The organism is Psychrobacter sp. NPDC078631 (genome assembly GCF_050268165.1).
Classification (GTDB): Bacteria; Pseudomonadota; Gammaproteobacteria; order Pseudomonadales; family Moraxellaceae; genus Psychrobacter.
This window is the reverse complement of sequence record NZ_JBNNGG010000003.1, coordinates 80,951-96,511: the sequence shown is the minus strand read 5'-3', so window position 1 is coordinate 96,511 and position 15,561 is coordinate 80,951. Positions and strand designations below refer to the sequence as shown.

Here is a 15,561-nt window from a genome sequence, read left to right as displayed (position 1 = left end):
CTTATCAGCTTTTATTTAGCCTTTTTAGGACACCTTACTGACCCTAAACGATTTATGTTTTTTCAATATTATGGAGTATGTTATGACATCAACCACACCTGAGTATGACTATATTATCGTCGGTGCAGGCTCAGCAGGAAATGTGCTGGCCACACGTCTGACCGAAGATGCCAATATTAAGGTACTGCTGTTAGAAGCAGGACGTCCAGACTATCGTTTTGACTTCCGTACCCAAATGCCAGCTGCACTTGCTATGCCGCTACAAGGGACGACTTATAACTGGGGTTATAAGACAGATCCTGAGCCATATATGAATAACCGTGTCATGGACTGTGGCCGCGGCAAAGGGCTAGGTGGCTCATCACTGATTAACGGTATGTGCTATATCCGTGGTAATGCGCTAGATTTTGATGATTGGTCTAAAATAAAAGGCCTATCAGACTGGACGTATTCTGATTGCCTGCCTTATTTTAAAAAGCTAGAAAACTGTGACGCTGGCGAGAATGACTATCATGGCGTGGGCGGACCTGTTGAAATGACTACCTCAAAGCCAGGAGTCAATCCACTGTTCCAAGCTATGATTGAAGCGGGCGTACAAGCGGGCTATCCACGTACCGAAGATCTAAACGGCTATCAGCAAGAAGGTTTTGGTCCGATGGATCGATTTGTGACACCTAATGGTCGCCGTGCGTCAACGGCTCGTGGCTATCTTGACCGTGCCAAACCACGTAGCAACATTACGATTTTGACAGGTGCATTGACTGACGTGATTTTATTCGACGGCAAGCGCGCTGTCGGTGTCAAAGTCGAACACGAAGGCCAGACCAAAAACTTTCATGCCGCTCGCGAAGTGATTGTCTCATCTGGTGCGATTGCCTCACCGCAACTGCTACAGCGTTCAGGTATCGGCCCTGGTCAGTGGTTAAAAGACGCTGGCGTGACTGAAATATTGGATCTGCCAGGTGTCGGTAATAACTTACAGGACCATTTAGAGCTATATATGCAGTATGAATGCAAACTGCCAGTGTCAATCGCGCCTGCCAATAAATGGTGGAATAAGCCTGCGATTGGTGCAGAATGGTTATTCAATGGCACAGGTCTTGGTGCGTCTAACCAATTTGAAGGTGGCGGCTTCATCCGTACGGATGAGAAGTTTACCCACCCAAATATTCAATATCATTTCTTGCCACTAGCTGTACGCTACGATGGCCGCAGTGCTGTGAAATCACACAGCTTCCAAGCACACGTCGGTTCATTACGCTCACCAAGCCGTGGCCGCGTCAAACTAAAATCACGTGATCCAAAAGCACATCCAAGTATCTTGTTTAACTACATGTCGCATGATCAAGACTGGCAAGAGTTCCGTGCTGCAATGCGTATCACGCGTGAGATCATGCATCAGCCAGCGCTGGATCCTTATCGTGGTCGCGCGATTGCACCGACCGATGATTTGGTTACCGATGCTCAATTAGATGAATACGTACGCAATCATAGTGAGACGGCTTATCATCCATCTTGTACTTGTGCGATGGGTGAAGATAACGATTCGGTAGTAAACGGCGAAGGTCTGGTACATGGTATTGATGGCTTGCGAGTCGTCGATGCGTCTATCATGCCAAACATTATTAGTGGTAATCTCAATGCTACAACTATCATGTTGGCCGAAAAAATCGTCGACAAGATGAGAGGCGTACAGCTGCCACGTTCAACGGCAGATTATTATGTAGCCAATGGTGCACCGCTGCGCTCAGAGCCAATGCGTGATTATCTCTTGACGGTGTAGGCTGCGATATAAGCCTGCATACAGGATACTGACTAAATAACGATATGAGAAAATTTTAACCAAAAGGCCTTTCCAAGTAGAGGCCTTTTCTATCAGCGCTAACGTATTAGAATAATGAATACCGTTCAGGTTGAATTTGTTTATAATTTTATTAGCTTTTTATTTATTGGTACTGCTTTGTCCGTCATGCGGTTGGTTCCACGTTATACGGTTATAGATCATCAGTCTACTATTAGACGATGCCGGACAAAGCAATATCGGACCCTGTTTAATTTACCTATTGAGGTCTTTTATGTACAGTTCGCCATCACAAGATGTGACGAAACCTCTGACCCTAAACAAAACGGTGTTTATGGGCTCAGCTATTATTTCTATTTTATTGATAATCTGGACCATCGCTTTTCCAGATTATAGTGAGGCCTTGTTGAGCGCGAGCATGACTTGGGTATCAGACAAGTTTGGCTGGTATTATATGTTGGTGGTTGCCGCTTATAGTATCTTCGCGTTGTTTGTTGGTTTTTCTAAGTACGGCGATATAAAGCTTGGTCAAGACCACGAAAAAGCACAATTTCCGTTTTTAGCGTGGGCGGCCATGCTGTTCTCAGCGGGTATTGGTATTGACCTGTTGTTCTTTGGTGCCTCTGAGCCTTTGATGCATTATTTGACCCCGCATACAGGCCTAGAGCCTGCTAGTGCTGAGGCCATGCGTGAAGCACTTGCTCAGACTTTCTTGCACTGGGGTCTACACGGTTGGGGTATTTATGCGCTGATCGGTATGGCGCTGGCTTATTTTGCTTATCGCAAAAATATGCCACTCGCGCTACGCTCGCCGTTGACTCCGATATTTGGTGAACGCTTAATCAAAGGCTGGCTAGGCGATGGTATTGATACCTTTGGCGTCGTCTGTACGTTGATGGGTATTGCGACCAGTTTGGGTATTGGGGTATTACAGGCCAATGCTGGCTTGACCCATGTGTTCGGTATTGAATCTAGCAAAACAGTTCAGGCGCTCATCATCGTAGGCGTTGTCGCTGCAGCCGCTATTTCTGCAATGACAGGTGTCGAAAAAGGCGTTCGTCGTCTATCTGAATTCAACATGCTGTCGTCAATACTGTTGTTGCTTGCCATATTGGTAATGGGCAATACGGTGTATCTATTAAATACCTTTACTCAAAATATCGGTCAATATTTCCAAACCATCATTTATAAAACCTTTGACGTTTATGCTTATGACGGTGCTGCTGGTGCCGAGTGGAAATCTTGGTGGACGATATTTTTCTGGGCATGGTGGGTTGCTTGGGCACCATTTGTCGGTCTATTTATCGCACGTATTAGCCGTGGCCGTACGTTGCGCGAGTTTGTATTTGGCGTGATGTTCATTCCGCTTGGTTTTATCTTTGCATGGTTCTCTATCTTTGGTAATTCAGCGATAGATTTGGTTGCCAATGGCGCAACAGAGCTTGGCGAAATCGCGGTCAATGATGCGGCAATGGGCATGTTTGCGCTGTTTGAGTATTTCCCTTACAGTGAAGTATTGTCATTTGCTGGTGTGGTTATTGGTCTTATTTTCTTTGTGACTTCTGCTGACTCAGGCGCATTAGTATTAGCGAACTTGAGCTCAAGAGGTATGACCAATGATACCGATGCTCCTGTTTGGTTACGTCTGTTTTGGGCAGCAGCGACTGGTCTTATTACCTTAGGGTTATTGTTTGCAGGTGGTTTTTCTTCACTACAGTCTGTCTCTGTCATTGCAGGTTTACCATTCTCTATTATTCTTGTGCTCTACATGATGTCTATGTGGAAGTCGCTAAAAGAAGAAGGCAATAAGCGTAAAGCCAGTACAATCGGCACGGCAAATGTGTTGGACAGCGGGAAGAGCTGGAAAGCGCGCTTGCAACGTATTGTGAGCTTCCCAGGCCATGCACAGGTTGAAAAATTCTTGCATAATGTCGTGATGCCAGCGATGTCTGAGGTCGAAAAAGAGTTTAAAGCAGGTGGTCTTAAAACCTCGTTAGATACCAAAAACCTTGCCAGTATCGGTGAAGGTATCGATGCAGGCATGGACCAAGACAGTGGTCAGGTAGATGGTCTAAAACTGCGTGTCGGTCATGGCGATGAAGATGACTTTATTTATGAAGTCAATCTGATTAAAGCTCATCGTCCTAACTTTACATTGAGCACATCTACCAAGCACGCAGAGTATTACTACCGTGCGGAAGTGTTCTTAAGCGAAGGCTCGCAAGAATATGACTTGGTTGGCTACTCAAAAGAGCAAGTATTGGTTGATATCTTAAATCAGTATGAGCGTCACTTGCAGTATCTGCATTTAGAGCGTTAATCAGGCACACTTTTTAAGTAAAACTATCCCCATAAGTTGCACGCAGCTTATGGGGTTTCTTTTATGGATAACTATTTATAAATAACTATCGTTTGAATTGAGATTACCCCCCCCCAAAAAAATAAGTGGCAAACAAGCATCGAAAATATAAGGTAAAATTCCCTAAGATTAAATTGATCGACTGATACGCTGCAACGTATTAGCAAAGGATACACTTGTGAGCAAATTAAAGTATATAGCGCATTATTCAGAACAGATTCAAACTCAAGCTGCTCAGCTTATAACTGAGGATAGGTTAGGCGAGTATCTGGAAAAAAAGTACCCAACTCAGCATCAAATCCAAAGCGACAAAGCGCTCTATCAGTATATAAATGAGATAAAAAACCGATACATGCGTAAGATTGGTCAGCTATCAAATGTCAGCTATAGCAGTAAGCTCAAGGTTTTAAAACATGCCCTAGGTATCCATACGACGCAATCGCGCGTACAGGGCAGTAAGCTCAAATCGCACAATAGCATCACGGTAGCCAGTCTATTTAAGGATGCGCCGCCAGAGTTTTTGCGCATGATAGTGGTGCACGAGCTTGCCCATTTCAAAGAGCATGAGCATAACAAAGCGTTTTATCAATTATGCTGCCATATGGAGCCTGAATATCATCAGTTTGAGCTAGATACGCGGCTTTGGTTACACTGGCGAGAGTTGTAACCCTAATATAGTCAAGTCTATGTAAATCCGCTACATCGTAATCCTTACTAAGCATACTAATGTATAACTTGCACTCGGTTGCCTTGTACTATTTTTAAATTGAATCAACTATAGTATGAATAACAACCTTAACAAGGTTCATAGTAATCTTAATAACAGCCACATAAATATCGTGTTCTTCTCTGTATTAATCATCTGAGCCGCTAGGGCGTGTCCTCAATTCAATTGATCATATCTAAACGGGCTAAAAATGGCTAAATTTTGCCAAACATCGTTAAATAGCTGGTTAATATCCCGATATTATCTGCGCTATTTTCCCTGTTTGACTGCAATTTATCTCATTTTTATCACCATTTTTAAAATGAGGACACGCCCTAGAATTACGTTATAATCCTAACCACACACGACATAGTCCATAAAAGGTTGTAAACAATGATTAATACCAAAATATATAAAGCCATTTACACCTTAGCTGAAGAGTTGTTAGAAGCGGATCGCAGAGGCAATCAAGAAAAATTTGATTCGCTGTATGCTGAATTAAATGCCGTTTGTACCGATAATGAAGGCACAGACAAAGACCATCCAGAACAATGGGAAACGCTCGCTGATTTCACAGAAGATTTGGACGCAGCACTGGTGATTTATGACAAAGCACTGGCCAAAGCTACTGCCATTAACTCAAAAGATCATATGTCATCGATTGCTTTTTCTATGGCAGTACTACAGCTTGAGACAGGTGAAAAAGAAGCTGCTATCCAAAGTCTGCAAAATGCCAAAATCACAGCCAATAAGATCGAAGACAAAGAGTTCAAGGTTGAGATTGATGAGATGCTTACGAAGCTATTGGCAGAGTAGTTTGGTTTATAGTCAATCCTCTATAAATTGGGGACGGCGTCAGTCTGGCTCAGCCTGCTGCTTGTAGTACTTTCGCTCGGCCTCCTTGTATCCCAGTTATATTGAACCGACTATAAATAGGGTAATCCGATATGCAAGACATACCTGTGGTAATCGTTGGTGGTGGGCTAAGTGGATTATATGCCGCCTTCTTATTAGAGCAAAAGGGTATAGCGTATAGACTGCTAGAGGCGCGTGATACCTTGGGTGGTCGCATTGCAGTTGCTAAATATTCAGATGTGCAAGCTACTAATAACAGTACTGATATCGATCAAGCAGAATCAAGCGCGGCGTTTGATTTAGGACCATCTTGGTTTTGGCCTGATTATCAGACACAGTTAAGTAGTCTGATTGAATCGTTAAATTTATCACATTTTTCGCAGTTCGAAGAAGGCGATATGATGGTTGAGCGCGCTGCCAATCAGCCACCCGTGCGTATGCAAGGTTACAAAAGCGCACCACCTTCTGTGCGGCTAGTCGGTGGTATGGCCACTTTGATTGAGACGCTATATGCTCGCCTAGATGCTAGTTGTATCATGACCGGTCAAACCGTAAGGCAATTAAACAGGACGTCTCAACATATTGAAGTACAGAGCGAAGATACTTCTGGACATGTAACCGGGCATGTGACGACGTTCCGCGCGCAGCATGTGCTACTTGCGTTACCGCCTCGATTGGTAGAAGGGCGGATAGCATTTCAGCCAACGCTACCGCAAGACTTAAGTGGACAGTGGCGCGAGACAGCTACTTGGATGGCTCCCCATGCCAAATACGTCGCTGTTTATGAGTCATCGTTTTGGCGAGGTGCTGGTCTCTCGGGTGCCGCGCGCAGTGCGATAGGGCCGCTTACTGAGATACATGATGCCTCTACGCTAGAGGGAGATGGGGCATTATTTGGTTTCTTTGGTGTTCCCGCTCAAGTACGTCAGAGCGTTTCTGATACGGTGCTAAAAGAACATTGCCGTGCGCAGTTAGTGCGACTATTTGGTACACAGGCAAGTACTCCAAAAGTTGAATATCTCAAAGACTGGGCACAAGATCCATTAACAGCGATGCCTGCTGATGCTAGCGGTAACGGTCAGCATGCAGTAGCACCGCCGACCAAGCCAAAAACAGGCGTGTGGCAAGACTGTCTAACAGGTTGTGGTAGTGAGTGGTCGGCGCAGTTCCCTGGCTATGTTGCTGGAGCAATTGATGCAGCAACCGTCGCTGTACAAAGCTTACCTACTACCATTTTGCACCAGTAGCTATTAGGGTGCTGTTGTAAGTTATTATAAAGGCCATCCAACATGACTCAAAAATTCATCATCCAATAGGATAGTCGATGAATGACTCGCTCAAACAAACCAGTATTCACAAAACTACTTGGCTAGTGCCCTTCATTTGTCTGCTGGCAGGTGGGGCACTCACTGGTATCTCGACCAATGTGGCAAAGTACGCTATCGATGTCGGTCTGACCCCATTAGGGTTTTTGTTTTGGTCGATTATTGGCGCTGCTGTTATTTTATTTATGATAGCGCTCATCAGAAAAGAGCTTCCTCCTCTTAATGCGCGTAGCTTAGAGTATTATTTCGTCGCGGCGCTTGTCAGTGTCGCGGCCGCCAACTTATTATTATTTTCTGCCATTCCTCATGTGGGCGCAGGTTTCGTTGCCTTAATTCTCTCATTGCCGCCACTGCTAACGTATCTTGGCGCGCTGGTACTACGCATGGAGCAATTTTATATTGTCCGTGCGCTTGGAGTCATCGCAGCACTCATTGGAGCAGGGGCATTAGCCGTGCATAAACTCTCTGCGCCAGATTCTAGTGTGTTTTGGATTTTAATCGCGCTTTGTGGTCCAGTGCTACTCGCCATTGGCAATATATATCGGACGTTACGCTGGCCTGATAATGCGTCTTCTGGCGCACTCGCTCCAGGTATGTTGATGGCGGCAGCGCTGCTGCTAGGGTTATTTAGTATGATGTCAGATTTCTCTATTGCTGTACCTTTAGAGACCTGGTTGCCGCTAAGCATGATAGCTATACAAGCATGCGTATTCGCTGGACAGTTTTTACTGTTATTTCTATTGCAGAAGACAGGTGGTCCTGTGTTATTGAGTTTGTTAGGTGCGGTAGGGGCTATTGTCGGCGTACCCTTCGCTATTTTTTTGCAAGGGGAGAGTCCACCAGAAGGTTTATTTTTAGGCGCTACTTTGATTGCTATTGGCGTGGTGCTAGTGACGTGGGGCGGTGTAAAAATATCAAAAGTAAAAGAAGAAGTCTCATAAATGTGTATAGGCGATAGCATTAAAATATAGAGTTATTAAAACCGTTACTTCCTAATGGGCATTTCTTATCTCGCTCAGATTATCAGCCTGGTTATCAGTATCTAGCTTATCAATAGCTGCTATGACTCAATAATTGGTTACGATTAACTTAAATCACTTTTTGTGGATATGACAAAAAAGGAGTATAAGTATCGTGGTTATCGTTGTCATGGACTCAGGCTATGAATGCAGCCACGCGTTATCGATTATTAAACAATTTTACGATTCTCATTAGTGTCATCGGGGTGGCGATTGCCTTGTTAGATAGTGGTTTTACACTACCAACGTGGCTCCAACAAGTATTCCATATTTTCTATTTGGTCATCATCTTCCTTAGTTTTATGGTGACCGCTGGTCGTTACATCTATACCAAAAAGCCATTAACGCTTAATAAAGTCGCCGTCTTTGACGCGCTGACTAGCATTGCCATTATCATTTTATTGACCGCGCATTTTACGGACTTAGTACGTTCGGGCCTATCTGCTGCCGTTGATGGCTTTGTCGCGATAAAGATAGCGGTGTTTGTCACCTTCGTCCGCGAACTCTCCGATCATAATTTCAATCTCAATCGTACCTTTCTACACCCTGCGCAGTTTTTTATTCTAAGCTTTTTAGTCGTGGTGCTGGTTGGTGCATTGCTATTGATGATGCCCAATGCGACGACGCAGCCGCTGTCTTTTGTTGATGCGCTTTTTACCGCGACCAGTGCAGTTTGTGTGACAGGGCTTATCGTAGTGGATACTGCCACCTATTTTACGACTTTTGGCCAAGTCATTATTATGGGGCTGATACAAATTGGCGGTTTGGGTATTTTGACCTTTGTGACCTATTTTAGTTATTTCTTTAAGGGCGGTGTCAGCTATGAGACGCAAGCAAGCATCAGCGAGATGTCTTATATGCGCGGTATGGGTGATGTGGTGTCGACACTCAAGTCTATCTTATATGTCACGTTTGCTGTCGAGGCGGTAGCGGCTGCGCTGATTTATATCAGTATTTATGACATACCCAATATGGATTGGTCTGAGCAGCTGTTTTTTTCAGTCTTTCATGCGATTTCTGCTTTTTGTAATGCTGGGTTTTCTACCTTTAGTGCTGGCTTGTACGATGATTCGCTACGTTTTAATTATTCGCTACAGCTGATTCTGGCGATGACATTTATCTTCGGTGGTATGGGTTTTACCATCGTGGTCAACGTGCTTAGGTATTTACGTTATCGTGCTCAGCGGCTGATAAATCGTCATGACCAACGCTATATCTATCAGCCTTGGTTACTGAATATTAATAGCCGCATTACTTTGATTACCACAGGCGCATTACTGTTGGTCGGTCTGATTGGGGTGATGATATTTGAATACAATAATGTGCTCGCTGACCATACCAGTTTTCTTGGCAAGCTCGTAACAGGTTTTTTTACGGCGGCTACCCCGCGTACGGCAGGGTTTAATGTCATTGATATGGGTGAGCTGACGTTTCCAACGGTGATGCTGACGATATTTCTGATGTGGATTGGGGCGTCACCCAACTCGACAGGTGGTGGTATCAAGACCAGTACCTTTGCGATTGCGCTATTGAATACATTAAGCCTAGCTCGTGGTCAGACTAAGATAGAGGTATTTAAACGAGAGATTGCGGAGATTTCAGTTCGCCGCGCATTTTCTATTATGTGGCTGTCGCTACTGGTCATCGGTACGGGCGTGACGCTCATCAGTTATGATCAGCCAGAGCTTGATTTGATTAAAGTAGTGTTTGAATGCTTCTCAGCTTATAGCACGGTGGGGCTAAGTTTAAACCTGACAGCAGACTTATCAGATTTTAGTAAAATAGTAGTTTCGGTCATTATGTTCGTTGGCCGCGTCAGTATGCTGACAATTTTTATTGCACTGCTAAAAAATATGCGTCAACGCAATTATCGCTATCCTACGGAAGAAATAACGATTAATTAATCCGTCGTAAACAGACTGTGTCGTTCTTAATAAATAGCAAAAAATATTAAAAAAGGTTGTTTAAGTTATGAAGTACATCATCGTAGGGCTAGGGAATTTTGGGGCGTCATTGGGGTCAGCATTGACCAGTCAAGGGCATGAAGTGATTGCTATTGATAGTAGTATGCAACGGGTTGAAGCGTATAAAGAAGTGATCTCTCATACGCTGTGTATGGATGCCACGGATGAGTATACGGTTAGCGGATTACCAATCGTTGATACTGATATTGTCATTGTAGCGATTGGTGAAGATCAAGGTGCCAATGTTATGGCAACAGCGCTATTTAAGACGTTAAAAGCCAAGCGCTTAATTAGCCGTAGTATCAATCCACTACACGAAAAAGTCCTACAAGCTATCGGCGTAGATGATTTGATTCACCCTGAAAAAGAGGCGGCCAATCGTTGGGCCAAGCGTCTGTCACTACGTTATTTTGTTGATTCGTTTGAATTAAGCGATAACTTCAGCATGGTAGAGATTAAGATTCCAAATGTGTTGATCGGTAAGACTGTTGACGACTTACAGTTAGAGCAAAAGTTCAATATCCGATTGCTTAGTACGTTGCGCTATGAGTATTATGAAGACAGTTTTGGTCGTACGCAGAGCAAGCCTAGCATTCAAGGTTTGGCGACGCCTGAGCAAGTATTGCAAGAGCGCGATGTACTAGTGATTTACGGTGCCAACAAACACATCAATCAGTTCTTACGTAGTGTGGGTGTGAAAATAAAATAGCAGCTTGCCATCGCAGTGATACCAGGAGGTATAGGGAAGTGATTATGAATAAGCGAAGTATATCTGTCCTACTGATTGCCATAATGGCACTACTGTCAAGTTGTGATCAGTCCGCGCAAGACCCGAACGTTCTTCTGTCCGAACATCAAAAAGACCCGATTAAAGAGTTGGCGATTACCTCAGACGTGGATCACAGTCAGTTTGGTTACAAGCAAACCTTTTATGTGCCGATTTATTCCGATATCTATACCGATAGAGACGCTCGCAAAGTGCTGCTATCAGCCACGCTGAGTGTACGTAACACCACGCTCAAAAAGTCACTGTATATCAATAAAATTGATTATTACGATACGGATGGGGCACTGGTAAAGTCATATCTAGACAAACCCATCGAGCTACCAGCGATGGCCACGCTCAATTATATCGTCGAAAAGGAAGAGAACAAAGGTGGCTCAGGTGCCAACTTTATTATCGAAGTCGAAGGCATAGATGAAACGGTTAAACCAGTTATCGAAGCCGTTATGATTGGTAATTTTAGCAATAAAGGATTTGCCTTTAGTACAGAAGGCACACCCGTGATACATTGATATATATAGTCGATACGTGGTTTAAAATGTTAAAGGCACGCAGTAGCATAGGCGGAAGTAGTTTCTACTTTGCTAACTAGCGATGATCGTATAAATGTATTAAGCGAATCAACATGGACAGTTCAATTCAAGGAAGAGTGATGTCTGCAACCAAAGAAGAAATCAGCGCCTTTATGGCATTGGAATTTCCACAAACCAAATGTGTCGTCGAGGCGGTCAATGAAAATGGCGCGACCTTATCGCACGAGATTGGCATAAACGAGCTGCGTCCCGGTGGCACAGTCTCGGGACCGGTCATGATGGCCGTTGCTGATGTCGCTATCTATGTGGCGATACTCGGAAGAATCGGTATTGTCCCGTTAACGGTGACGACGAGTTTGACCATCAACTTCTTGCGTAAGCCATCAGCAAGTGCTCGTATTATTGCCGAATGTACTTTGATGAAGGTAGGACGCACGTTGATAGTAGGCGAGGTCTCTCTTTATTCAGAAGGCTCTGATGACATTGTGGCTCACGTAGTTGGCACGTATTCGGTGCCGCCTAAGCGTACTTAAAATCTCCTATCATAGTGTTTTATCTCTTAAGTAACGAGCATTTGGCATCGTTAAAATAGCGCATGTCATATCTTAAAAGCTTGATGGCTGAGTATGTCATGTCGAAATATTAACATCTAATTAGAATGGTTTAATCAATCAGATTGATAAAAGCTGGCGTGAGTCTACCCAATACCTACCGTTTGCTTTGGTCAATCATTTAACTTTATGCTAGTAGTAAAATTTATAAGACTTATTAAAAATAATAATAAGATAAAATGTATTTTTGTAATTTTTGAGTACTACTAGTTCGGAATTTCTAATGATGTGTAAGAAACTATTGTTTATTTAAATAATGTGACTCTTCTATATGTATCACGGTTCCAGCTTAAAAATCAAATACTAATCTTATAAATAATTGACTTATGTACATCAAATAATATGATGAACGGTCGATTACATGGTTTGTTCTCCCTAGTATAAATACGTAAAAATAGGTAACATAAAGTTTACGTGAATATTGTCACATGATTTAGATAACTATGAGTTAGGAATTAACTATGGAAAGTGTACTTAAAAAAACTATTAGCACTATTACCTTACCGATATTCTTGTTTGGAATGACGGCTTGTGCTATGACTGGCAATAGTAGTATTGATAATGATGGAGATAGTCGTCATGTCAGTAAAGTGGCATGGAACAATCAAGTTGATACCGATATCAATAGCATACTAAGTAATAAGGTAGCATCGGATAAAACACGTTTAGTTTTTATTAGAGGAAATGATAGTTACTCTGAACAAACAAGTGCCAACATTTCAGTAAATAATAGATTCCAAGTTAGCCTGCATGAAGGTAATTATACTGCGGTTGAGTCATGCGTCGGTATAAATAAGTTGAGTACTCATGCAACAGGTTTCAAAGACAATAATTTATTGGCAAATACAAAAGATTATACTTTAGTAGGTGGTCAAACTTACTTTTTTCACGTAAACATGAATGAAAAAGGTCAAAGTGCCTTAGAGCAGATAACTGCTAATAGTGCATCACAGCTACTCTCAAAAAAACGCTATCAGTCTCACCAAATTAGTCGTGTTGTTCCTAACTGTCCGCTACCTGTAGTTGCACCTGTGGTAAACCTGCCTATCGTTACGGAAACCTCAAGTACACCTGTTGCTGAAAAAATGACAATTGATCTAGAGATACTATTTGAAACAGATAAAGCTGTAGTACGTCCAGAATACTATTCAAAAGCCACTGAATTAGTAGAGTTTATGCGACAGTACCCAAATACAGTGGTGACCATTGAAGGACACACCGACAGTCGAGGCAAAGATAACTATAACCAAGATTTATCGCAGCGCCGAGTTAATGCAGTGAAAGAAGTACTGATTACTGAGTTTGGTATTGCTTCTGATCGTATAAGTGCTATTGGCTATGGAGAGTCGCAACCACGAGCAAGCAATGATACCGTAGACGGTCGTCAACTTAATCGCCGCGTTGTGGCTGTGGTTGAAGAGCGCGTACGTAACTAATAATGGTATTACTCTGCGGCAACCAAACCTGCCTAATATGAATATATATCAATCTATATTATTTGAATTAAAAAATCGAAGGTAAAGAAGCATATGAATACTATTATTGTTAAAACTAACGATGCGACTCAAACTGTAGCTCAAGTACAAGTGGTGACCAAAGATGGTAAACCTACCATTATTAAAGCTATGGATAAAGTGAATTATGAGTTTCATGATGCGGCAATCGGTCGTGCACCCAATCATATTATTACCAAACGTCTAAAAAATGATTTACACATCTCGTTCGAAGAAGATGGCAAAGAGAGTGATCTTATTATAGAAGGCTTCTACGACGAAGCAGACAGCGCATTGCTAGGCATCGCTGAAGATGGTGAGTACTATTACTATGTTCCAGATACTGGCGAGACTTACGATTATGTCACGCAGCTAGAGACAGGAGATGTCGAAGGTCAGGCATTAGGTGGAACTGAATATATAGCAGCGGCTATACCTTGGTGGATACCTGCAGCTGCTGGTCTTGGGCTAGTTGGTTTAATCGCAGGTAGCAGCAGTAGTAACGCTGCTGAGGACAATCCTCCAGTTGCTGAAGATGATACTGCCCAAGGTGAAACAGGTCAATCCGTTACCATTGATGTCGTAGCAAATGACAGCGATTCTGAAAATGATTTAGATCCAACCACTGTCAAGCTGATCGACCCTGTCACAGGCGACGAAGTTACCAATTTGGTGATTGATGGCGAAGGTGAGTGGAGCGTTGATGCTACTACTGGTGAAGTAACCTTCACACCAGAAACAGGTTTTACTGCTGATCCTACTCCTGTGAACTACATAGTTTCTGACCAAAGCGGTGAAAAATCAAACGAAGCAAGCATCACTGTTGACTACCCACAAAATCCTCCAGTTGCTGAAGATGATACTGCCCAAGGTGAAACAGGTCAACCCGTTACCATTGACGTTGTAGCAAATGACAGCGACTCTGAAAATGATTTAGATCCAACCAGCGTCAAACTGATTGACCCTGTCACAGGCGACGAAGTCACCAACTTAGTGATTGATGGCGAAGGTGAGTGGAGCGTTGATGCTACTACTGGTAAAGTTACGTTTACGCCAGAAAATGGTTTCATAAATGATCCTACTCCTGTGAACTACGTGGTCTCTGACAAAAATGGTGAACAATCAGACGAAGCAAGCATCACTGTTGACTACCCGTTGATAGTAAGTATTACGGGCACAGAAAGTTTGAACGAAACTGCTATTAATGGTAGTCCGAATGAAGCGATATATACGATCAACCTTAGTAAACCAAGCAGTGAAGACACTGTAGTTACAGTTACTATTGGTGGGGGTAGCACCGAAGGTAGCGAAGACTATACTGCTCCAGTGACTAAGACAGTAACTATTCCAGCTGGCCAGACCTCAGTAGACTTCTCAGTTCCAATTGTTGATGATAGTATTTTTGAAGGACCTGAAGACTTCGATGTAACTGTAAGTGCTGTGACCTCAGGTACAGCGACCATCGGTCCAACAAATAATGTGAATACTACCATTTATGATGATGGTACTACTGACGGCACGACGCCTGTTGATCCTAATAACCCGATAGTGGGTGGTGATAAGCCTGTGGTCGGTATTGTAGCAACGAAACCGGAAGCTGTTGAAGGCGAGACTGATAACGACACCTTGGAATTCACCGTCTCTCAAAATAACCTAAGCGACTTTGATACCACTGTCGAAGTCACCTTGAACGCAGGTAACAGTAAAATAGAAGCCGCTGATATCAGCAGCATCGTTTATACTGATATAGATGGTACTGAAATAACTTTGAGCAGCCAAACTGACATTCAAGACTTCTTAGACAATGGCGTTAGTGTCAAGATACCAGCAGGTAGTACTGCAGCCCCAGTCATCACTATTAACGTGGCTGATGATGCTATTTACGAGCAATCAGAAGACCTTACACTTAATATCAGCAATCCAACCAACGCCACTGTCGGACCTGTCAATAGTGCCACTGGTACGATTTCGGATGAAGACAATGGTGATACAACTGACGGCAGCATCACCGATGGTGACAAGCCAGTGGTCAGCATTGTCGCCACCACACCTGAAGCCACCGAAGGCGCAGCCGACAACACTTTAGCGTTCACCATCTCTCAAGACAACGT

At 43.3% G+C, this 15,561-nt stretch carries 12 protein-coding genes; all 12 read left to right on the top strand.

What is annotated here, in order from left to right:
- Positions 1-82: 82 nt before the first annotated feature.
- Positions 83-1,783, top strand: coding sequence for a choline dehydrogenase (gene betA, locus ACQKCP_RS09160; protein WP_427612108.1), 1,701 nt, complete (start codon positions 83-85; stop codon positions 1,781-1,783).
- Between the two features lie 292 nt (positions 1,784-2,075).
- Positions 2,076-4,121, top strand: a complete 2,046-nt coding sequence (betT, locus tag ACQKCP_RS09155; RefSeq protein ID WP_427612107.1) for a choline BCCT transporter BetT — start codon at positions 2,076-2,078, stop codon at positions 4,119-4,121.
- A 217-nt stretch (positions 4,122-4,338) separates the two neighbouring features.
- Positions 4,339-4,827 carry a YgjP-like metallopeptidase domain-containing protein gene (locus tag ACQKCP_RS09150; protein WP_427612106.1) on the top strand — a complete coding sequence of 163 codons (489 nt, stop codon included), beginning with the start codon at positions 4,339-4,341 and terminating at the stop codon, positions 4,825-4,827.
- A gap of 432 nt (positions 4,828-5,259) precedes the next feature.
- Entirely contained in the window at positions 5,260-5,682 is a 423-nt protein-coding gene (locus tag ACQKCP_RS09145; RefSeq protein ID WP_427612105.1) for a tetratricopeptide repeat protein, read from the top strand.
- Positions 5,683-5,813: 131 nt separating this feature from the next.
- On the top strand, positions 5,814-6,968 hold the full coding sequence (locus tag ACQKCP_RS09140; RefSeq protein WP_427612104.1) for a flavin monoamine oxidase family protein: 1,155 nt from the start codon (positions 5,814-5,816) through the stop codon (positions 6,966-6,968).
- A 77-nt stretch (positions 6,969-7,045) separates the two neighbouring features.
- A complete protein-coding gene (locus tag ACQKCP_RS09135; protein WP_427612103.1) occupies positions 7,046-7,987 on the top strand; it encodes a DMT family transporter in 942 nt (313 codons plus the stop codon).
- 221 nt (positions 7,988-8,208) lie between these two features.
- A complete protein-coding gene (locus tag ACQKCP_RS09130) occupies positions 8,209-9,969 on the top strand; it encodes a TrkH family potassium uptake protein (protein ID WP_101206340.1) in 1,761 nt (586 codons plus the stop codon).
- A 67-nt stretch (positions 9,970-10,036) separates the two neighbouring features.
- Positions 10,037-10,738: a potassium channel family protein gene (locus ACQKCP_RS09125; protein ID WP_057761091.1), complete on the top strand. Its 702-nt coding sequence runs from the start codon at positions 10,037-10,039 to the stop codon at positions 10,736-10,738.
- 44 nt (positions 10,739-10,782) lie between these two features.
- A complete protein-coding gene (locus tag ACQKCP_RS09120; protein WP_427612102.1) occupies positions 10,783-11,325 on the top strand; it encodes a DUF3124 domain-containing protein in 543 nt (180 codons plus the stop codon).
- Between the two features lie 140 nt (positions 11,326-11,465).
- Positions 11,466-11,879: a PaaI family thioesterase gene (locus ACQKCP_RS09115; protein WP_427612101.1), complete on the top strand. Its 414-nt coding sequence runs from the start codon at positions 11,466-11,468 to the stop codon at positions 11,877-11,879.
- A gap of 539 nt (positions 11,880-12,418) precedes the next feature.
- Entirely contained in the window at positions 12,419-13,393 is a 975-nt protein-coding gene (locus ACQKCP_RS09110) for an OmpA family protein (protein WP_427612100.1), read from the top strand.
- A 93-nt stretch (positions 13,394-13,486) separates the two neighbouring features.
- The coding region (locus tag ACQKCP_RS09105) for an Ig-like domain-containing protein (RefSeq protein ID WP_427612099.1) at positions 13,487-15,561 on the top strand (2,075 nt) is incomplete at its 3' end.